Annotated in this window: 16 protein-coding genes; 12 read left to right on the top strand and 4 right to left on the bottom strand. The window is 63.3% G+C overall.

Annotation, left to right across the window (positions count from 1 at the left end):
* The first annotated feature begins 131 nt into the window (after positions 1 to 131).
* From LVJ94_49680 to LVJ94_49695, 4 genes are all read left to right on the top strand, one after another.
* Positions 132 to 776: a TetR/AcrR family transcriptional regulator gene (locus LVJ94_49680; protein ID WXB04952.1), complete on the top strand. Its 645-nt coding sequence runs from the start codon at positions 132 to 134 to the stop codon at positions 774 to 776.
* A gap of 38 nt (positions 777 to 814) precedes the next feature.
* Entirely contained in the window at positions 815 to 1,726 is a 912-nt protein-coding gene (locus tag LVJ94_49685) for an SDR family NAD(P)-dependent oxidoreductase (GenBank protein WXB04953.1), read from the top strand.
* Complete coding sequence (locus LVJ94_49690; GenBank protein WXB04954.1) at positions 1,726 to 3,324, top strand: AMP-binding protein; 1,599 nt, start codon at positions 1,726 to 1,728, stop codon at positions 3,322 to 3,324. Before LVJ94_49685 ends, LVJ94_49690 begins: the two co-directional genes overlap by 1 nt.
* A 122-nt stretch (positions 3,325 to 3,446) precedes the next feature.
* Positions 3,447 to 4,478 carry an NAD-dependent epimerase/dehydratase family protein gene (locus tag LVJ94_49695; protein ID WXB04955.1) on the top strand — a complete coding sequence of 344 codons (1,032 nt, stop codon included), beginning with the start codon at positions 3,447 to 3,449 and terminating at the stop codon, positions 4,476 to 4,478.
* Positions 4,479 to 4,535: 57 nt separating this feature from the next.
* On the opposite strand, the gene LVJ94_49700 is transcribed toward LVJ94_49695, so the two are convergent.
* Entirely contained in the window at positions 4,536 to 5,051 is a 516-nt protein-coding gene (locus tag LVJ94_49700) for an EF-hand domain-containing protein (GenBank protein ID WXB04956.1), read from the bottom strand.
* A 736-nt stretch (positions 5,052 to 5,787) separates the two neighbouring features.
* On the opposite strand from LVJ94_49700, the gene LVJ94_49705 reads away from it, so the two are divergent.
* From LVJ94_49705 to LVJ94_49725, 5 genes are all read left to right on the top strand, one after another.
* Positions 5,788 to 6,000, top strand: coding sequence for a hypothetical protein (locus tag LVJ94_49705; GenBank protein ID WXB04957.1), 213 nt, complete (start codon positions 5,788 to 5,790; stop codon positions 5,998 to 6,000).
* A 324-nt stretch (positions 6,001 to 6,324) separates the two neighbouring features.
* On the top strand, positions 6,325 to 9,969 hold the full coding sequence (locus LVJ94_49710) for a protein kinase (GenBank protein WXB04958.1): 3,645 nt from the start codon (positions 6,325 to 6,327) through the stop codon (positions 9,967 to 9,969).
* Positions 9,970 to 10,752: 783 nt separating this feature from the next.
* Positions 10,753 to 12,312, top strand: a complete 1,560-nt coding sequence (locus LVJ94_49715) for a hypothetical protein (GenBank protein ID WXB04959.1) — start codon at positions 10,753 to 10,755, stop codon at positions 12,310 to 12,312.
* A 99-nt stretch (positions 12,313 to 12,411) separates the two neighbouring features.
* On the top strand, positions 12,412 to 13,473 hold the full coding sequence (locus tag LVJ94_49720; GenBank protein ID WXB04960.1) for a hypothetical protein: 1,062 nt from the start codon (positions 12,412 to 12,414) through the stop codon (positions 13,471 to 13,473).
* 164 nt (positions 13,474 to 13,637) lie between these two features.
* Complete coding sequence (locus LVJ94_49725; GenBank protein WXB04961.1) at positions 13,638 to 14,636, top strand: CHRD domain-containing protein; 999 nt, start codon at positions 13,638 to 13,640, stop codon at positions 14,634 to 14,636.
* A gap of 26 nt (positions 14,637 to 14,662) precedes the next feature.
* On the opposite strand, the gene LVJ94_49730 is transcribed toward LVJ94_49725, so the two are convergent.
* Both LVJ94_49730 and LVJ94_49735 read right to left on the bottom strand, forming a co-directional pair.
* A complete protein-coding gene (locus LVJ94_49730; GenBank protein ID WXB04962.1) occupies positions 14,663 to 15,628 on the bottom strand; it encodes a threonine dehydratase in 966 nt (321 codons plus the stop codon).
* 61 nt (positions 15,629 to 15,689) lie between these two features.
* A complete protein-coding gene (locus LVJ94_49735) occupies positions 15,690 to 16,637 on the bottom strand; it encodes an EamA family transporter (protein WXB04963.1) in 948 nt (315 codons plus the stop codon).
* 77 nt (positions 16,638 to 16,714) lie between these two features.
* On the opposite strand from LVJ94_49735, the gene LVJ94_49740 reads away from it, so the two are divergent.
* A complete protein-coding gene (locus LVJ94_49740; GenBank protein WXB04964.1) occupies positions 16,715 to 17,179 on the top strand; it encodes an Lrp/AsnC family transcriptional regulator in 465 nt (154 codons plus the stop codon).
* A 144-nt stretch (positions 17,180 to 17,323) separates the two neighbouring features.
* Positions 17,324 to 18,073: an NPP1 family protein gene (locus tag LVJ94_49745; protein ID WXB04965.1), complete on the top strand. Its 750-nt coding sequence runs from the start codon at positions 17,324 to 17,326 to the stop codon at positions 18,071 to 18,073.
* 38 nt (positions 18,074 to 18,111) lie between these two features.
* Here LVJ94_49745 and LVJ94_49750 read toward each other — a convergent pair whose 3' ends face one another.
* Positions 18,112 to 18,894 carry a hypothetical protein gene (locus LVJ94_49750; protein WXB04966.1) on the bottom strand — a complete coding sequence of 261 codons (783 nt, stop codon included), beginning with the start codon at positions 18,892 to 18,894 and terminating at the stop codon, positions 18,112 to 18,114.
* Positions 18,895 to 19,553: 659 nt separating this feature from the next.
* Between LVJ94_49750 and LVJ94_49755 the strand changes: the two genes are divergently transcribed.
* The gene (locus LVJ94_49755) at positions 19,554 to 20,060 is read left to right on the top strand and encodes a hypothetical protein (protein WXB04967.1); all 507 of its coding nucleotides are present in this window, start codon (positions 19,554 to 19,556) and stop codon (positions 20,058 to 20,060) included.
* Positions 20,061 to 20,095: the final 35 nt, after the last annotated feature.

Raw genomic sequence — 20,095 nt, forward strand, 5'->3', positions numbered from 1 at the left:
CTACCGATCGGGGAACCGATCGCTATTTTGATAACGCGACGAGTCAAATGCCGTGTCGGCAACGGGGGATTCGTTTACGCAGAGGCACGCAGGTGAGATAATATGAACGTTGTTCATTTTCGAAAGGAAACATGGCCAGCCGACGACCGAAAACGAAATGGGGCGATCGCGAGGCCCGGCTCCGCGACATCTGCCGAGCGGGGGCGGAGGCCCTCGCGAAAGAGGGGTACGCAAACCTGAACATGCGCACGGTTGCGGAGGGGGCGCGTGTGAGCCTCGGAACTTTGTACACCTACTTCACGTCGAAGGAAGAGCTCTTCGCCGTGCTCTACGCCGACAGGTTGGAGCACCTCGTCGCGGAGATGGCCCTGTCGTGTGCGGGGGCCAAGACGCCCCAAGAGGTGCTGGTGATCGTGGCCGAACGGTACTTCGAGGTTTATGCCGTTTTCGGCCGTGAACTCAACATCGTATCCCTGGTGGCCGGTGAAGAACTCGAGGCGGAAATCGCGCCCGCGGTCGTGGGGCGGCTGGTCAGCGCGGCGAGGCAAGTGTTCGCCACGGCATGGACGGCCGTAGCTCGGCTGGATCCGAGCATTGCCGATTTTTCCGAAGCGCAGCGGCTACTCGCCGTGCGGCTCGTGTGGGCCACGATGGTGGGGCTGGCCGATCACGTATCGGGCGTTCGCCAACGGCTCCACGCGGGAACACGCCGGGAGCTCACGGAATTCGCAGCCCGGGTCCTCGTGGCCGGACTCGAATCCGTGCGCCGCGGTTGACAGACCCGCGACGCGTTCTAATATGAACGTTGTTCAAAATGAACGCTGCGGGGTTGATCAAACGACTCGTCCATCCTTCCGGGCTCGACGACGACGGCGCGTTGCGTGCTGCGGCCCACGCCAAAATCGTCCTTGTGACGGGCGCCTCGTACGGCCTGGGCGAGGCCACCGCGCGCAAGCTCGGGGCTGCGGGGGCCACGGTCCTCCTCGTGGCGCGCACCACAGATCGGCTCGAAGCACTGGCCTCGGAAATCGCATCGCACGGCGGCAAGGCCCAGGCCTACGCGGCCAACCTGGGCGACGAAACGGCCGTGGACGAACTCGTTCGCCGAATATTGGCCGACCATGGCCGCGTCGACACGGTGATCAACAACGCGGGCAAGTCCATCCGGCGATCGCTGCACCTTCAGTACGATCGTTTCCATGATTTCACGCGGTCGCTCGGGGTGAACTACCTCGGTCCCGTGCGTCTGCTGCTCGGGCTTCTTCCGCATATGCGTGCCCGCGGAAATGGGCACATCATCAATGTTTCCACGGTCGGAGTGCGCATCGTTCCCGGTCCGCGGTGGGGTGTTTATCAATCTTCGAAAGGCGCATTCGATATCTGGTTGCGCAGCGTAACCCCGGAGATTCAGGCCGACGGTATCGCGGTCAGCACCATTTACATGGGGCTGATCTACACGCGCATGAGTGCGCCCACGCCCATCATGCGCGTGCTTCCCGGTCTTCATCCCGACGAGGCGGCCGACGTGGTTGCCCGTGCCCTCGTGCGCAGGCCCCGTGAGATCACCCCCTGGTGGGTATGGCCCGCCGAATTCGGAAGCTTGATCGCCCGCGGTCCGCTTTCCCAAGGTTTGGCCTTTCTGCATCGGCGCTCCCACGATTCGGAAAGCGCGCTGGGCATCCAGGCGCCACCCGCCGATCACCCGCGGGCCCGAGGAGGAACGTGATGCATGCCCTCGATGCCGCGCGCCTCTGCGCCGTTGGAAGCCTCGCGCTCGTGCAATCCCGCGTTCTTGGGCCGGTGGCTCCATGGCGCGCCATCAAAATGGGCCTTGCTGTGCGCCGTTGCGGGACGTCGCCCGCGATGCTCGCCGCGGTGTCCGCCGCGCGATGGCCGGGCCAACTGGCCATCCTCGACGAGCGCGGCGCCTTGACCTATGCCGAGCTCGAACGCCGCGTCGAGGCGCTGGCTTCGTCGCTCGCGCGCGACTTCGGCGTCGGTCCCGGGCGGGCGCTCGCGGTCATGTGCCGCAATCACCGCGGCTTCATCGAGTCGATGCTCGCAGGCGCGCGGCTCGGCGCCGACGTCGTTCTTCTGAATACGGAGATCCCCGGGACACAGCTCGCCGGTGCCTTGGAGCGCCACACGCTCGGTGCGCTCGTGCACGATGACGAATTTGGCCCGTCGATCGCGGCTGCCGGCTACCGCGGTCCCCGCGTGCTCGCCTGGCACGAAGGCGGCGCCGGAACGAGTCTCGACGATCTCATCGGCCGCGGAGGACGATGCATGGCGCGGGCAAGCCAAGCGGGGGCCCTGGTCCTGCTCACGTCGGGCACCACGGGTGCGCCCAAGGGCGTGCCACGCAGACCCTCGTTGGGAGCCATTGCGGGCGCAGGTGTCACCGCGCTCGCGCGCCTTGGTCTTCGCACCCGTGAGCCCACGTTCATCGCGGTCCCGCTGTTTCACGGCTTCGGGACCGTGATGATGATCATGGGGCTGATGCTCGGGTCCACGCTGGTTCTGCGGCGTCGATTCGTGGCCGAAGATGTCGCTGCGGCGATCGCGCGCCATCGTGTGACGAGCCTTGGCGTCGTACCCGTGATGCTTCAGCGCCTTCTCGCCGCGTCGGTCCTCGGGCGCGGTACGGCCCTTCGCGCCGTTCTCTCGGGCGGTGCGCCGCTCACTCCATCGCTTGCCACCGCGTTCATGGATGCCGTGGGCGACGTTCTTTACAACGGATATGGCTCCTCCGAGGTCGGTATCGCCGCGCTGGCCACGCCCGCGGATTTGCGTGCCGCACCCGGTACCGTCGGCCGCCCGGTGCTCGCGACTCCGATACGAATCGTCGATGACCGAGGCACGCCCGTGGCAGTCGGTCGAACGGGCCGGATCTTTGTCGGGGGCGACATGGTGTTCGACGGATATTCCGGTGGCGGCAGCAAGGATGTGCGGGCGGGCCTCATGAGCACGGGCGATGTGGGGCACTTCGACGAACGGGGTCGCTTGTTCATCGATGGCCGGGCGGACGACATGATCCTCTCCGGCGGCGAAAACGTATTTCCCCAAGGGGTCGAAAACGTTCTCGGCGCACACGACGACGTTCTCGAAGCGGCCGTCATCGGGGTTCCGGACGCGGAGTTTGGCCAGAGGCTTCGCGCATTCGTCGTGCTGCGCAGCCGCAAGACCTCCGTCGAGGAGCTCAAAGAGTACGTGCGCGGCCGCGTCGCACGTTACGAAGTGCCGCGTGACATCGTCCTCCTCGACGAACTGCCCCGCAACCCCACGGGCAAGGTGCTTCGGTCCCGGCTTCGCGCGATGAATTGACGCGGACCTGTCACCCGCCGGCCCTACGGCCGTGCCCGTCTCCGCGGGGACGACGGCGTGCGTCAGATCCGCGCGCAGCTTCATCTGGACACGGGCGTGCCTTTTCGCCAAGCTCCCGCGCCATGAGCAAGTCTGTCGTGCTGATTACTGGTGTCAACGGTGAAATCGGACGGTCCCTGTTGCGGCGATTGAGCCAACAAGATCGCTACAAGGTCGTGTCCCTGGACCTGTCGCCGCTCCCGGAAACGTACCGCGAGCTCACCCACGAAGCCTACTCCGGCAACATCATGGATAGGTACTTGCTCGATCAAATTGCCGCCCACCACGAAATCAAGGTGGTGTTCCACCTCGCGGCGCTGCTCTCCACCCGCGGCGAGCGCGATCCGGAGCTTGCTCATCAGGTCAACGTCGAGGGTACCCTCAACCTTCTTCGTATGAGCCAAAACCAATCGAGCCGATTGGGGGAATCGGTCCGCTTTCTTTTCCCCAGCTCCATCGCCGTATACGGCATTCCGGATCTCGGTACGAAGAAGACCGTGGGCCGCATCTCCGAGGAACACTGGAACTTGCCCATTACGATGTACGGCTGCAACAAGCTGTATTGCGAGCATCTGGGCCGGTACTTCACGAATTACTCACGGCAATTGGGCGCGCTGGCCTCGGCAACCCGTATGGACTTCCGCGCCATCCGTTTCCCGGGCTTGATCTCGGCCGAGACCATCCCCACCGGCGGTACGAGCGATTTCGGCCCCGAGATGATCCACGCCGCCGCGCAGGGTCAGCCGTACAAGTGCTTCGTCGGACCGGAGGCCCGGATCCCCTTCATGACGATGCCCGATGCCACGGACGCGCTCATTCAATTGCTGGAAGCCGATCGCGAGAACCTCTCGCAAGCCGTGTACAATGTTTCCGGCTTCAGCGCCTCCGCCGAAGAGATTGCAGGCGCGGTCCGCAAGCACTTCCCCAATGCCGATCTTTCGTACGAGCTCGATCCGGTCCGCTCCAAGATCGTCGATTCGTGGCCTGAGGACGTCGACGATTCCCTCGCCCGCAACGATTGGGGATTCAGCCCCAAATACGACTTCCAGCGGTCGTTCGATCAGTACCTAATCCCCACGATCCGTTCGCTGTACAGCAAGCGGCAGCTGGCGTAGCCACCCGCCGAACACGAGGGGGGCGAGCCCATACGGCTCGCCCTGCACCCCCTCGCGTCAGGCGCCGGCCGCCGCGCCGTACAAAACGTCGCCCATGCGAGATCTCTCCCCGGTGACGTGCGCGCGAATCGATGCGAGGTATTCATCACGGCCAATGCGGCCATCGCGGTCGGCGTCCAATGCATCGAAGGCGGCGTCCGCGTAGCTGACCGGGTTGCGAAGCGTTTCTCGCAACATGGTGAACTCCGCGCGATTCAATTTGCCGTCGCGGTCGGTATCGGCGAGGTCGAACAGGGCTCCCAGCGCGTCTCTGCACACGCTGTCGAATGCAGGGCCGCCTGCCCATGCATCGTATTCGTCGAAGGTCACCCCGCCGTCACGGTTTGCATCCATCGAGTCCCAAACCCGCTCGGCCGCTGCGCGTGCGACGACGGCGAGCGGATCATCCTTTTGGCGTCCCGTAGCGTGGGTCACGTGATCGGTCCGCGCGAGGTATTCTTGCTTCGAAATGATCCCATCGCCATCCGCATCGAGCATGGCGAAGACGCGTCCCTTGGCGGTCGTGTAGTTCATCGGAGTATTTCTCCCGGTTGGATATCGAGTTGGGAGGCTTATATCGAACTACGACGAGCGTGGATAGCAAGAACGAATATGGAGTCGCTCGAACATCCGAATCGATATCCGATTTTGCGTAGAGCTGCCGTCCGAACAATTGGAAAGTGGGAGTACGTCGGCCCAGCTCCAGCCATCGACTATTTCGAACTGCGAACGCGAGAAACTCGATAAATCGATTTCCAAGAAACCGTTCGTTGGTTCATTCCAAACGTAGCTTGGTGCTTCATGTTCGAGCGAGGGTGGGGTAGGACAAGGGGCTCGCAGACGCGGCATTGGCGGAAGAAGGCGCGGCAGGACGGCTCCCGCCATGCGATCCGGGCGAACGGCGGGTGTTCGCGGAGCACGACGTTCCACCATCGACTGACCGCCGCGTACGAAAGCCGGACAGGCTGCGCGCAGCCATTTGCCCGAGAAAGCTCGTCGGGCTTGACGAGCCCTATCGCCTTGGGCAGCATCGGCGCCACGACTTGCTCGTAGACGCTCGCTCGCGAATGCAGTACTGCAAGCGCTGATGCCTACCGCCGGCCTGCGAGCTGCTATTCATGACCTCGTCGAAGACCTTACCGAGCACGTGCTCGAGGCTCTGCGCAGGGCTTCGATCGAGCACCTGGAACAAGGGAAGGGTGCCGCCCCGTCGCGTCGGGGGGCTCCACGGACCCGCCCGGCGCCGCCGCGACGCGCGCCCAAACGTGCGGTGCGTAGCGCAGTGGCCGATGACGCCGATACGAAATTCGACGCCATGTTGGACCTTTTGAGCGAGGCCCCCAATGGCCTGCGTTCCGAGCAGCTCCGCGAGGCCTTGAGCATCGAGAAGATCCCATTCCGCGCGCTCGTAAAAGCAGGATTCGATACGGATTTGATCTACAGCACCGGCGAGAAGCGCTCGACCACGTTCTTCGCAAAGTGAAGAACTGACGTTCGGCACGGGCCTCGACGAGGGGGGCGCTCGAATCGACTCGTATTCGCGGTAATTGTTAGTGAGGCCGGTTGCTCGGGCGTCGCGAGACGTTCGTTACGACCGGGGGCATCGAATTCCGATCGGCTGGCGCGCGCAACGGCAGTGTTGCTGCCATCCACTCGTGAGGGAAAATTCGAATGGAACACGCGTTGCGCGCGCCCGTCGAGCTCGAGCGCGCGTCGCGCTCGACGATATCGTACGATACAGGGGGGCAGGCGCCCCTTGCATCGGGCACGGACATCGTTCGAGCGCGCTGCGATTCGGAAAGATGCCATGAGCCAGCGCGCGACAGACCTCAAGGACACGCTACCCGGGGCCACGGAGAGCGCCACACGCGCGCGTGCGGCCGCCACGCCGATGTTTCTCAAAGTGGGCGACGTGGTCGAGGAGCGCTACCGCATCGAGGAGCTCTTGGGGATTGGTGGCACCGCCCGTGTCTGGTCGGCGCACGATGCCGTCGAAGGGCGGCCCATCGCCTTCAAGGAAATCGAGGTCATCCCCGGCTCCCGCCCGGACGATATCGAAGAAAGTGCGCTCATGTTCCGTCGCGAATTCTTCGCGATGAGGAAACTTCAGCATCCGTTCACGCTGAAGGTCTACGACTGCGGAATCCTCCCTTCGGGCAATCGCTACATCACCATGGAGAGGGTCGACGGCGTCGACGTCCACGCGGCGGTTCGAGAGCGGCCGCTCGATTCCGACGAGGCGTTCAATCTCCTGATGCGCCTTGCTCAGACCCTCGCTTTCATCCACGCGCGCCTTTTCGTGCATTGCGATATCAAGGCGGACAACGTTCGCATGCTCTCGAACGGGAACATCAAGCTGATGGACTTCGGCCTGATGCACCAACTCGGAACCCCAACGCGCGGGCGTCTTTGGGGAACGGCCGCGTACATCGCTCCCGAATGGCTCGCGGGCGGCGCCATCGACGGACGGGCCGATCTGTACTCGCTCGGTGTGTTGGGCTTCTTCGCGGCGACCGGGCAGCATCCGTTCCACGGCGCCACCGTCCAAGAGATTCTGCGCGCGCATCGCGAGGAGGCACCGCCCGCCCCTTCGTCGCTCGTGCCATCGATCCATCCGGAGCTCGAGGCCATTCTTCTGCGCCTTTTGGCCAAGGAGCCCGCCGATCGCTTTCCCACCGCCAACGCGTTGATGGCCGCTCTCTCGCAAGTCAGCGAGAGCATTCCCTCCGAGGAGCCGCTCGCGGCACGTGCCAGCTACCTCCATGTGCCGACCGTCGTCGGGCGGAAGCGCGAAACCGCTCGGCTCGAAGAGGTCCTCGCCGAAGCCGAACGAGGCGATGCCCGCGCCCTGTTCGTCGCAGCGCCCGCCGGCGTGGGCAAATCGCGACTGCTGTCCGAGTTGGAGCTTCACGCCAAGCTTTCCGACGTCCCATTCGCATTTGGGCAGTGCCACGCGGAAGGACTTGCGCCGCTCGCCCCGTTGAAGCGTGCGCTGCGTGCTCTTTTGCCGGTTACCCCGGCGGAGGAAATCGAGCGTATCCGCACGCCTTTGGCCACGCTGCTGCCCCCGGAGTATGCGCAGCCGCGCCAGGTGACGGCGACGGCGTCGGCGCGGGCACCGTCCGAGGAGAAGATTATCGTCTTCGAGGCCCTTTCGCAGTGGCTCGTGGCCCTGGCCAAGGTGCGCCGATTCGTCATTTGCTTGGAGGATCTGCACTGGGCGGACGACGCGACCATCGAGCACCTCAACGTCATCATCCGCGCGCTTCACGGCACGCACGGGCTGGTCTGCGGCACGTTTCGCTCCGACGAGCTGCCCGACATCTCGCCGCTCTATCACACGGTATTTGCGGGCGCGGCGACGATCATGAAGCTTCGCCCCTTGTCGCCCTCGCATTTGCGCGAATTGGTGGCCCTGGCCCTACCCGGTTTCGAGGTTCCGCGAGCCTTCGTCGCCAACTTGCATTCGGCGACCTACGGGAACGTGTTTTTCGCCACCGAGTGCTTGCGCGCTCTGGTCGAACAGGGGGCGCTGCACCGACTCGCTGGGCGGTGGTTTGCCTCCGGGGATCTCGCCCACATCGACTTGCCCAGCAGCATCGGCGAGGCGATTCGCCTTCGCCTTTCCACGCTGACGCCCGAGTCCCTCGACTTTCTGCGGTGCATCGCGCCGGCCGGCTTGGTGCTCGATATGACGCTTTTGCGCGCGGCGGCGAAGCTCGACGATGAAAAGCTGTTTGCGGCGCTCGATGGGGCCGTCGAGCGTCAGTTTTTGCAGTATTCGGGTGGCCATTACCACTTTACGCACGACACCGTTCGCCGCACGATCTACGACGCGATTCCCGAGTTGGATCGGCGCTGCTACCACGGCCGCATCGCCGAACACATCGAGCGCACGGTGGGGGATACGCCCGAAGGAGCGCGGGCTGCCGGTTACCATTTTGCCCGCTCCCTCGAACCGTCGCGTGCCATTGCTCCGCTCCTCCTCGCCTCGAAACACCTTTTGGCCCACAGTGCGATGCAGGAGGGATATCGCATTCTGAAAGAAGCCGAGGCGCTGCTCGAAAAGCATCCCAACTACCCCGATCGGGCCGAGCTTCAGGTGACGGCTTGGGGAAAACTCATCGAAGTAGGCTACAGCAGCGACACGCCAGCCTGTTATCTCTTTTCCGAGAGACTATTTTCGCATTGGGAACATAGCGTCGATCTGGAGGCCGGACGCAAAATTGTCGAAGCCAGGGCCCGAACCGCGCCCGACGAAGTCTACCGGGAGATCCCGGTTCATGCGCACATGAGCGCGGACGATGCTTTTCTCAAGCGAGCCGAATATCGAATTCTGCAAAACTTCGGATTCGCCATCATGGGGCGCCCGGCGGACGTTCGACAGGTGCTCGAAAAGGCGGATGCCGACAGCGACGAAGACTCGCCCTTTCGCGCCGCGGCCTACCTGGCCAAAGGGGCATTGACCGTCCACACCGGGCATTTCGCCAGCATCGTGGCCGAGTTGCAAGAACATCTGGCCACGCTCCGTGCGTTCCATGCCGCGAAAAGGAGCGGGCCGGCCCGACTATCGTGGGCCCTCGCCGTGGGGACGTATTTCCTGAACATCAATTTGGCGGCCATGGGCAAGGAACTCGATCCGTGCGCCAGCGAAGACGGGATGTCGATCGCTACGGAGTTCGGATTCGTCGAACTCCGTATTTATCATCTTCTCGCACGGCTCGCGCGCGGCGCCTTCACGGGGAATGCGAGGCAGTTCGTGCCGCACTACGCGGAGATGAACGATTGGATGCGGCGCCTGGGCAATCCATCCCTTCCCGAGCGCAATCTCGTTCTCAGCACGCCGCCGTATTACCTGGAACGCGGCGAGGTCGAACTCGCGAGTGCCATGGTCCGGCGCGGCACCCATCTCAGCGAAAATGTGATGCCCGGCGATATCTGGCTTCAGCTCTACGTCAGCGTCTACCGCGGTGGCCTTTTGGTGCTTTGCAAGAAGTACGACGCTGCCCACGAGATGCTCACCAAGGCGATCGCGGCGGCGCATGCTCGTGACTTTCGCATGGAGACGTTCGCGTGGGTCTATCTGTCCCGATTGAATGCCATGCGGGGCCATGGCGATGCGGCCCGTGAGGCCGCCGAGCAGGCCTTCGCGCGGGCGACCGATCCGCTTCGGGCCAATCCTTTCGATGAAATTCTGGCCCGGCGTGCCCTCGCCGCGACCCTCCCCCGCGCGGCGGGTGAGCGCGAGCTCGAGCAAGCCCGCGAGGTGGCCTACGAGTCGGGCAACGTGCTCCAACTTGGCATTTCGCTGCTGACGCTTGCCGAACGACGCGCGTCCTCCCATGCCGGAGGAGCACGTGCTCTTCTCGTTCTGGCTCAGAAGCATTTGCTCGCCGCAGAGGCCAACGTGTGGCTCGAGCATGCTGCGCAACTTCGCGACCGGTGGCGTTGAATCCGACATTCCGCGCCGAGCTGTCGGAGTCCGACTGACATCACGCGACCAATCCGTCATCGAGCACGGTGAGGTGCATTTTCCTTAATGGAACGCAGCCGCGGCGCGCACTCATCGGGGCCATGGCCGTCTCTTCGCACCCTCGTGCCTGCCGCGCATTCGGGCCGCGTGGTTCGCGGTATTCGCAATAAAGACGATTTCATGACGAACCCACCCCACGAAATGCACCCATGACCCAACGCCGATCGCAAATGGCTCCCGATCCTCGTAGATCACTTTATTTTCTTTCTCGTCGTGGACGACCGCTCGCTTCGTGGGGCAAGTGGCGTGCTGGCGCGGAACGAACGACGCCGGACACGGAGATCAGAGATGGCACACCATGGCACTTGAAACGTGCTGGTTATTCTCGACTTACGATTTTTGGAAGATACAATACCGGCTGGCTCGAGGATGGTATGTCTCGGGTCAGCGGTACGTAGATTGCTTATTTGGGTGGCTCACCCAAGGATACATGGAGATCGTCGATGGTTATTCATTCTTTGCGTTCCGCAAAGCACCTTTCACTCGTCATGCTTGCGTTGCTGGGATTGTTGACCACCGTCCAGGTAGGGTGCTCCTTGGCCGGTTCTGAAGATACGGGCGTCACGGAAGATGGCCTTGGTCGTTGCGGCTATGGCTACGGCCACTGCTACGGGTATCAGGGCAAGTAAAGTGATAGTGGCTCCGGCCACCCGCGTTTCGAAAGCGTGGTGCACCGCATTTTGGTGCACCACGCTTCTCGCGGTGGCCCCGCTTTTTGCGGGACCTTATCTTCCGTTCCTCGATCTTCCCGAGCACGTTGCGTCGATTGCGACGATGCAGGATCTGGCCGATCCGCAATCCATTGCATCACGATATTACGTCCTGGCCATCGCCCGCAGTCCGTACGTTCTCTATCATGCCGTTGGGGCGCTTCTTGCACCGATCGTGGGCAACGCCGAACGCGCAAATCTGCTTTTGCTCGTTCTGATCGGTGTGGCACTTCCCGTATCCTTTCGCAGCTTGCTTCGCGCGTTGGGACGTGACGAGCGACTTGCGCTGTTCGCACCGATGGTGTTTTGGAATCGGGCACTGCTGATCGGATTCCTCCCGTTCATCGCATCGATCCCCCTGGCTTTCTTCTCTCTCGGCCTGGTCTCACACCAAGTTCGAGCACCGCAGCGCTCACGGGCCATTCTGCTCGCGTTCTTAGCCGTAGCGCTGTTTTATTTGCATTTGAGTTCATACCTCTTCTTTTCGGTCACCGCCTTCATTTGGAGCGTTGTTCCGAGTCTCCGACGCGAGGCAGGCCGGCGTTTGGCCGACGCCATCCAGCGCATACTGTGGATGGTTCCGAGCGGGGTGACGGCGCTCGTGTGGTTCGTCTTCGGCAAGATGACCATTCACGGCGACTCGCTTGCGGACGCGGGTGAAATCGGCTCGATGAGCTTCATGCGGGCCATGCACGCGCTTCCGCTATGGTCATTCGACATCTGGTTGTCGCACGTCGACGAAGTCTGTGCCGGCATCTGGTGGGGGGCCTTCTTCGTCCTGGCCGTGACGACCTTACGGCGCGACATGAAACGCGAGCCGTCGCAGATAGCGTGGGTCCCACTTTTCGTGCCCTTTGCATGCGCGATGATCGCGTATCTGTTGACGCCGTTTCGCGTGGGTGCCGGGTCGATGCTCAACGTGCGGTTGGCACCGCTGATTGCACTCAGTGCTCTTTTGCCACTCGAGCTCGATGCCTCGCGTATCAACCTGCGGCTCTTGCCGCTCGTGGTGGGGGCGAGTCTGATCACGAGTGGGTGGGCCGGGTACGAAGTTTGGACGTATTCGCATGTCGATATGGCCGGCTTCGATGCATTGCTCGACCGAATGAAGCCTGGAACCAATGTCATGACATTGAACTTCGACGCGTCGTCGACGCGCCGGCACTGGCCCAGCCTGTATGCCGGATCCTACCACCGTGCGCGCGGCGGCGGTGTGGCGTCGTACTCCTTTGCCGAGCTCCATCACTGGCCCATTCACTACGTCGAGTCGCAGAAGCCGCCGCGTAAGCCTCTGTCGTTTTTCATCCACGCGCCATGCGTCTACCGCAATCGCGCCGATGGGGTTTATTTCGATTACGTCATCGTTCAAGGAAAAGACATCGACCCCTTCGCCGACGAACCCCCGGGGCCCGTATTCCGCAAGGTTGCCGAAACACCGCGGTTCGTTCTCTTCGAAAAGGTAAAGGGCGAAACCTTTTCCGACTGGGACACCGAAGACGAGGGCCCGTGTGTACCGCGCCACCGGGCGGAGACGGCCAGTTCGACGGAGTGAGCGTCCCCGTTGGCCGGCGGAGACAAATCGGCTGGCCTCATTCAACTGGCCGAAACGGACCATGGGCCAGCCGGAACGATGTATACTCGGCGTATACGTATGACCCTCCGAAGAACTCTTTCCATCGCGGTCGCACTGGGAAGCGCGGCATGCGGGGCCATTCTGGGTGATGTGCCCGAGGGCCGCGCGGTTGGCGAGGATGCGTCCATCCGAGACGATGCGTCCATTGGAGACGATGCGGAAACGAGCGCGCCCGAGCCGGCCGTCGAGATCTGGCGTATCGAGAACGGTGTCGTTCTCGATATGGCCATCGACGGGACGAGCGTTTTTTGGCTTCAGGGCCCACCCTCGGGAGAACAAGGGTTTGCGGTGAAGGCATGCCCGAAGAACGGCGGGGACGCTCGGACGATTGCCACCGTGCCCACCCGCCCCGAAGGGCTCGCGCTGTCGGACAAGCATGCATTTTGGAGCATTAGCCAAGATGCCCAGCACTCCGGCGGGGTCTGGCGTGCCGAGAAACAGGGAGGCCAGCCGCCAACGGCGCAGTTCATCAAGCGCGAATACGCGGGACCCATCACCGTCGCGAACGGAATCCTCATCACCGGCACGCACAAGGGGAGCATTTTCTACGACTCGCCGGAAGACGGCGAGACCCACGACCGATACAGCGGCGGGAACGTCGTGAGCATGGGCACCTCGAGCTCGGACCTGTATTGGACCTTGCAGGAGGATCGCGTGATCCTCACGATACCTACCGTACGCGGCACATGGATCGCGGGCAGGTTCGCCGAGGGCTTTTCCTCACCGCCTTCGTTCCTTTCGTTCGACAACGGCGTGCTGTACTGGGCTGTCGTCACGAACACGCGTACGACCATTTCTTCCAAGTGTGCCGCCGGCTGCGAGGCCAAGGAAATCGTCACTCCGGCGGCAGGGGTCGCGTCCCTCGCGGTGCGCAACGGCAAGCTCTATTGGGCCGCAAACGAACAGGGAGTCGCCGTTCTGCGAAGGTGCACCGACCTTTCCGCCCGCTGCGAGCCCACCAAACCGCCGGTCTGGAGCGCCGCAGGCAGCGAGATCTCCCGCATCGCGCTCGACGACACCGACGTCTATTTCGTGGTGAGGCGCGGCAACGACACGTACATCGTCAAACAGGCGCATTAATTCATCTCGAAAAGTGTGATCTACGGTGTTTCGCGCGGGCGTTGCCGTCGCACGGGTGCAACGCGACTCGAATTCATTTCGTGGCGAAATCACCGTGGTATGGCCGTGTTCGCGTTTCGGCACTGCGGTTGCAAACTGCAGAATGCATCGACAGGAGTACCAAGATGCATCCATTCGCAGAAACGAAATACCAAGTCATTAGCACCGCCTTCGCGCTGATCCTCGTTGCGTGCGGCGCCGCACCATCGATGAGCGATTCGGCGCCAGAACAGGTGGAGTCCGCGTCGACCGCGGCTCCGCTCGACGTTGCCGCGCCCGGCGAACCGGCCTTCTTTGCGGGCAGTCTCAATGGCGCCAACGAGGTGCCGAATGGGGCGGCAGCCGGCGACGAAGACCGCCGCGCCATCGCCTTCATGGAAATCCGAGGCAACGACGTATCGTTCGCCATTGAATTTCGCGGCATCGAAGGCCTCACGGCGGGCCATCTTCACCAGGGCGCCAAAGGTACCAACGGCCCCGTCAAGATTCCCTTCTTCACCACGCCCGTACCGTGCGGACAAACCTCGGTAAGCGGCACCGTTCGCGTCGACGACCCGCAGCTCCTCGACGACATCCGATCGAATCCGGGCAATTTCTATTTCAATCTTCACACCGAACCATTCCCGGATGGCGCCGTCCGCGGTCAGGTCCACGCATTGAGCAGCGCCATCGACATGAAGCGGGCGCTCAAGCAAAACTTCCGCGCGTCCGTGATCCGCGGCGCGCAGATCTACGCATGCACCGTGCAAGCCGATGGAACCTTCGCCTTCACCCAAGACAACGTGCGGGCCACCCTCGAGGGCGGTATTTCGCACTTCTTCGTCAACCCGGGCCCGGCCGGTCCGCCCGAATGGCGCGCACGCGATGGCTCCGCGGTTACCGGCAGGGTGACCGCCAGAATCCCGAACGGTGCCGGAAACATCGCCGAACTCCATCTGGCCGCCACCCAGGTCGGCGAATCCCGCGGCCGGCTTGCCGGCATCGACGAGATTCTGCGCTTGAACACAGTAGGCGGGGTCGCCCCATCGGGCAGCTGCGATCCCATCAAGCAGCCCACGCACGCGGCACCGTACCAAGCGGACTACGTCTTCATCGATGCCACGGGCCCGCACAGCGACCCGTGATTCCCGAGCGGTACGAGTAATCTGGGCTACGGCTGCGTGAGTACGCCGGCGAACACGTCGGCGTCGACATTTCCGCCTGAAAGGACGACGCCCACGCGACGTCCTTTCAGGTTCGCGCGCTGTTGCAGTGCACCTGCGAGCGCGGCGGCGCCTGCGCCCTCCGCGACATTGTGGGTCGCCGTGAAGTAAAGGCGCATCGACGCGGCAATCTCGGAATCGGTCACCGTGATCACGTCGTCGACGTGCTTCAGCACGATCTCGAGCGAATCGGCGTCGGGGATTCGGCAGGCCATGCCGTCGGCCAGCTGCGTCGAGACGGGGGCCTCGATGCTTTTGCGCGCGGCAAACGAGAGCGCGTACGCAGGGGCGTGTGCGGAGGTGACGCCCACGATTTTCGTCCGAACGCCGCGCGCTTGCCGGGCTGCCACGGCGGCGCAGATGCCCGAGCCCTGCCCGATGGGCACGTAGACCACGTCCAGATTCGGCAAGGCGTCGAAGAACTCGAGCCAGTACGAGGCCACGCCCCGCACCAAGTCCGTGTGAAACGACGGCATGAAGTGCGAGCCCTCGCGCGCGGCGTAGCGAGCCGCTTCTTCGCGTGCCGCCTGGAAGTCTTCGCCGTGTTCCACCAGCTGGACGCCCAGCGCCCGCATCGCCGCGTTTTTCTCGCGGCTGTTGCCGTGGGGCACGAAAATGGTTGCCTTGATTCCATGGCGGCCGGCGGCGACCCCGATCGACTGCCCATGGTTCCCGCGTGTGGCACTGACCACGTGCACGCCCTTGGGGTGCCGCGCGGAGAGCTCGCGGAAGTAGACCAACCCGCCGCGCATCTTGAACGCTCCAACCGGTGTGTGATTCTCGTGCTTGACCCACACCTCCGCGCCCACCGCTTCGCCGAGCAGCGGCCAGCGGTACTGCGGCGTGGGTTTCATCGTCTGGTAAACGATCTCGGAGGCATCACGCAGCGAGGTCACGTCGGGGAGCATGGACATCGAGGATAGGGTTCAACACGGGACGGCATAGGGGTCAACGTGCGAATCGCCCCTGGTCCAATCACACTGTGGCCCGCCGCTGTTCCGCCGCGTGGCGCTTTGCCCGATCGGTCACGATGAGCACCACCGAGCCGACGATGATCGCGCCGCCGAGCAGCAGATTGCGCGTGACGGGTTCGCCGTCGAGGACCGCGCCGAGCGCCACGGCGACGATGGGATTCACGTAGGCGTACGTGGCCACGACGTCGTTGGGGAGTGTGCGGATGGCGTAGACGTAGGCGCTGAACGCCACCATCGACCCGAGGAGTGTGAGCCACACCATGGCCAACGCGGAGCGGGTGGACACGTCGGCGATGTGAAATGTCGCGAGCTCGCCCCGCACGGTCCCGAGGATCAGGAGGAGCACGCCGCCCGAGAGCATCTGGAGCGAGGTGGCCACGAGCGGATGCTTCGGCAGGGTCACCGTGCGCGAGAGCACGGAGCCTGCGGCCCAGAACACCGAAGCGATGAGCACGATGGCGGCGGCGCCCATGTCGATCGCGCTGCCGGGACCACCCACGAGAACGGCGACGCCCGCGGTGCCGAGCACCAGCGCAAGGAGGAGGGGGCCCGGAATGCGGGTCTTGGTGAGCGCCGCATGGATGATGACCATCCACGCCGGAACGGTCGCCACGATCAGCGCGGCCAAACCCGAGTGCAATTTCTTTTCGCTGAGGCTCAGCAGCCCGTTGCCACCCATGAGCAGCAGCGCTCCAATGAGGATCGATGAGCGGACCTGCGGCCACGTCAGGCGATTCTCCCCGCGCGCATGCTTCGGCCCGAGCGCCGCGAACATGGCCGCACCGGCGAAACCGTAACGGGCGCCCGCCATGGTGAACGGCGGAATGGTCTCCACGGCCGCGCGAATGCCGAGGTACGTCGAACCCCAGAGAAACCAGACCGTGATCAACGCAACCCACGGCAAAATGGGCTTCCGAGACACCCCTTGGCGAAGCAAATGAGCTTCCATAACTGTGTAGCCTCTGTTTATTAGGTGGATTGACCTATCGACCTCCATACATTAGGAACAGAGGCTACGAAGGCAAGATGTCGCGCAAACTGGACGAGATCGATGCAACGTTGTTGAGGATGCTGGGCGCAAACGGCCGGCAGACCGTGCGGGCGCTTGCTCAAGAGGTCAGTCTTTCGGAGCCGTCGGTGCGCGATCGCCTCCTCCGGCTCGAGCGGGAGGGAGTGATCACCGGCTACCACGCCACCGTCGACCCCGCTGCGGTGGGAGGAGGCACGGCGGCCTTCGTGGCGCTCCGCTTTCAACCCAGCGAGATCGCCAAGAAGACGATGAACGAAGCGCTCCTCGCCGAACCGTGCGTGCTCGAGGCGCACGAGGTCGCGGGGGAAGACTGCTACCTGCTCAAGGTGCGCGTGGAGTCGACGCAAGCACTCGCCGAAATGTTGGACCGGCTGCGCAAGCTTCCCACGGTGGATACGCGCACGACCATCGTGCTGCGGACGATCTTCGAGCGACCATTGAATCCTGCGCCGGACGTGTAATGCGTTTACTGCACTGCATTATCCGTCGATGACGGCCAGTGTGCTCCACACCGTCGCAGGTGTGCGGCGGTCGTGCTTCGATTGTGCAACGGGTCGTGACGATTGTTGCCTTGTGTAGAAATCAGGAGCATCGTGCATGGCCAAATGAAAAAGGCGCTGCGAGTCCTGACGGCAGCTGGCTTGACGCTATTGGCAGGTGTTGCATTGGCCGATCCGCCGAAAGCACTGGATTGGAATGCACCATGGTCGGACCGGAGTTACGAGCCCGCGTTCGACTACGATGGCGACGGATGCTACCCGACGCCCGCCATTGGCCGGGACGGGACGATCGCGCCCGGATTGAATCCGAGCGGCGCGGTCAATGGGCAATGCCATGACATGTCGGACCTCGACAATACGAATGGCTATTCGCGCTCCAAATGCAACAACGGCTGGTGCGCCTACATCTATGGCCTCTACTTCGAGAAAGACCAAGCCGTTGCGGGGTCGGGCCTCGGCGGTCACAAGAATGATTGGGAGCACGTCGTGGTGTGGGTGCCCGACGGCGGTTGGCCGGCCTACGTTTCGGTGTCCGCCCACGGCAATTACAACACATATGCCCGCAACGACGTCCCCTGGGACGACTCGGGCACGCACCCCAAGGTCATCTACCACAAGGATGGCATTGGCACGCATTGCTTCCGCATCGCCGGCTTTGGCGAACAACCGGAAAATCTGAAAGGCGGATGGCAATATCCACCCCTCATTGGCTGGGACAATTACCCATCCGGCTTTCGCGACAAGCTGACCCAATACGATTTCGGCAGTGCCCAATTCGGATTGCGGGACGGCAGCTTCAACGGGGAGCTCGCCAAAGCGAAGCCGGCCAACATTCCGTTCGACCCCAACGGCTAAACCCTCTCGCGAGGGACTCGCCATGGTGTAGCGCGGCTTCAGGGGCAGAGTTGCGTGATGGAACGAATGCGAATCGCGCTGTCGACGTTGCGGTCGTTCGTCTGGTCGCCAATGGCGAATCGACCGTTGGTGGCGTACCCGGAGCGGGTGAGCGCGACCACACCGTCGACGCGCACGCGTGCGACGCCGGTGTCGTCGAGGGATAACTCGTACGTGTGGTACGCGCCGTCCACCACCGACATCGGAAACGGTGCGGTGTCGTCGCCTGCCCATCCGATCTGGTTGGCATCGAGGTAGATCATTTGAGTGCGCTCGCTGGTGGTGCCAGCCGGTGGCGTGAAAGACCCCAGGATGGCCGCGGCGCTGTCGAGCGGATTGTGCGGATTCACCGATTCGACGCGCATCACCACCTGGACCCGAAAGGGGCGTGAGTCTTCGAACGCGCCGTCGAGGCGCAGGAGCAGCTGCCCACCCGTTGTCGCGCCCGTCGCCGTCGACGTCTTGAGGTACGTGTCGTCATCGACGTACGTCAGTGAGGCCTGCCCTTGGGAGATGACGCTCCAGCCCTGCTGGACGACGTCCTTTCCACCCACGAGCAGTGTCTTCGGGCACGTCGAGGCATCGGATGCGGCATCGGCATCGCTGGCAGCATCAGCGCCAGCATCGACTTCGGGGTTGGCGTCGGCCACCGCGTCCTTGCCGCCTCCTGCATCGCCTTGCCCTCCGCCATCGCCTTGCCCTCCGCCATCGGGCGACGTGTCATTGCTCGAACCGCAGGCCACGAAGAGGGTCACGACCGCCAACGCCGAAAGTGTGCGCATCGTGCCACGATATACCAAGCAAAACGAGGTTGTGCGTCTTGGGTGATGGACTTGCCCGTTGCGGGGGCGCACAGCGCCGATGCGAATTGTACGTGTCTTGGAATCAAGACGCCGTCAAAGCCTCGAGCACGGCTGCGCGGCAAGGCAGCGCGGCCGCGGAAAGCGTCTCCGCCGAAAGATGCACGAAGAGCCCCCTCAAGAAGTGTGTCGTATTTGCCATACGGCAAAAATGGAATAGGCGAGCTCGTCTCGAAGCTCCGGATCCGGGATCCGTGCGGCGAGTCGAACGAAGCGGGCCATCGATCGTTTGTACGGGCATTCGAGGCAACGTCTTCGCTCGTGCCCCTCGGCGACCCGCGCCCACACCCTGCGCGCTGTTTTTCGAGTACCCCGAAACCAGCCCGCGGCCCGTCAGTACTCAAGGGCATGAAGCATCGCGGCACCGAGAAGCGAGTCCAGATGAGCGGACCGTTGGCTTCGTGCGCGGCGAATGCGAGCGCTGAAATGAACCGAGCTCCTCAGTTTATTTCGGTCACGTTCTCTGGGCATTCGGCCTAGTCGAACAAAAGGGACGAGGGGCCTTGAAAAACTAAACGTGCAGTTTAGATTCTCAGACATAAGAAACTGAACGAACAGTTTAGAAAATGGGAGCTGCGATCATGAACTCAATTCGTCTTGCCTCGGTGGTTGGTGCGTTTGCGTTTGGCCTCGTTGGGTACGCTTCGGAGGCGCTCGCGGAGTCGCCCGTTGGCAGCGTCGATCCTTCCAGCATCTATCAGCCTTCCCCGAATTCGCGTCCGCTGGCCGTGCAACCTCCCGTGGGCGTGACCGGCGTCGTGGGTAGCCCGGCGCGCGTTGCTCCGGCGCAGACGGCCAAGGTCGCCCCCAAGGTGGCGACGGCCACCACCACGTCGGCGACGTTTTACAATCCCTCGCCGAACGAGCGCACCGTAATCCTGACGGCGCCCGCGATGCCGGCACCCGCGCACATCGAGACGGTGCAACCGGCGATGGCGCTCAACTACACGGCGTCGACGGCCTACCAGCCTTCGCCGAACTACATCAAGCCGGTCCAGAGCGCCACGCAGACGGCGCAGCAGCGCACCGCGGCCCTTCGGGTTTCGGCTTCGGAAGGTTTGCCCGGCGTCAGCCCCAACCTGCGCTAATCGATGCGAAGCCCACGAACGGCCACGACGAATAC

The sequence above is a fragment of the Sorangiineae bacterium MSr11367 genome (assembly GCA_037157805.1).
Classification (GTDB): domain Bacteria; phylum Myxococcota_A; class Polyangia; order Polyangiales; family Polyangiaceae; genus Pendulispora; species Pendulispora rubella.

Excerpts from the sequence above, each read along its gene's own strand:
- LVJ94_49680 (WXB04952.1), top strand. The coding sequence starts at position 132 with ATGGCCAGCCGACGACCGAAAACGAAATGGGGCGATCGCGAGGCCCGG.
- LVJ94_49695 (WXB04955.1), top strand. The coding sequence starts at position 3,447 with ATGAGCAAGTCTGTCGTGCTGATTACTGGTGTCAACGGTGAAATCGGA.
- LVJ94_49710 (WXB04958.1), top strand. The coding sequence starts at position 6,325 with ATGAGCCAGCGCGCGACAGACCTCAAGGACACGCTACCCGGGGCCACG.
- LVJ94_49750 (WXB04966.1), bottom strand. The coding sequence starts at position 18,894 with ATGCGCACACTTTCGGCGTTGGCGGTCGTGACCCTCTTCGTGGCCTGC.
- LVJ94_49745 (WXB04965.1), top strand. The coding sequence starts at position 17,324 with ATGAAAAAGGCGCTGCGAGTCCTGACGGCAGCTGGCTTGACGCTATTG.
- LVJ94_49740 (WXB04964.1), top strand. The coding sequence starts at position 16,715 with ATGTCGCGCAAACTGGACGAGATCGATGCAACGTTGTTGAGGATGCTG.
- LVJ94_49700 (WXB04956.1), bottom strand. The coding sequence starts at position 5,051 with ATGAACTACACGACCGCCAAGGGACGCGTCTTCGCCATGCTCGATGCG.
- LVJ94_49725 (WXB04961.1), top strand. The coding sequence starts at position 13,638 with ATGCATCCATTCGCAGAAACGAAATACCAAGTCATTAGCACCGCCTTC.
- LVJ94_49720 (WXB04960.1), top strand. The coding sequence starts at position 12,412 with ATGACCCTCCGAAGAACTCTTTCCATCGCGGTCGCACTGGGAAGCGCG.
- LVJ94_49690 (WXB04954.1), top strand. The coding sequence starts at position 1,726 with ATGCATGCCCTCGATGCCGCGCGCCTCTGCGCCGTTGGAAGCCTCGCG.
- LVJ94_49730 (WXB04962.1), bottom strand. The coding sequence starts at position 15,628 with ATGTCCATGCTCCCCGACGTGACCTCGCTGCGTGATGCCTCCGAGATC.
- LVJ94_49755 (WXB04967.1), top strand. The coding sequence starts at position 19,554 with ATGAACTCAATTCGTCTTGCCTCGGTGGTTGGTGCGTTTGCGTTTGGC.
- LVJ94_49685 (WXB04953.1), top strand. The coding sequence starts at position 815 with ATGAACGCTGCGGGGTTGATCAAACGACTCGTCCATCCTTCCGGGCTC.
- LVJ94_49735 (WXB04963.1), bottom strand. The coding sequence starts at position 16,637 with ATGGAAGCTCATTTGCTTCGCCAAGGGGTGTCTCGGAAGCCCATTTTG.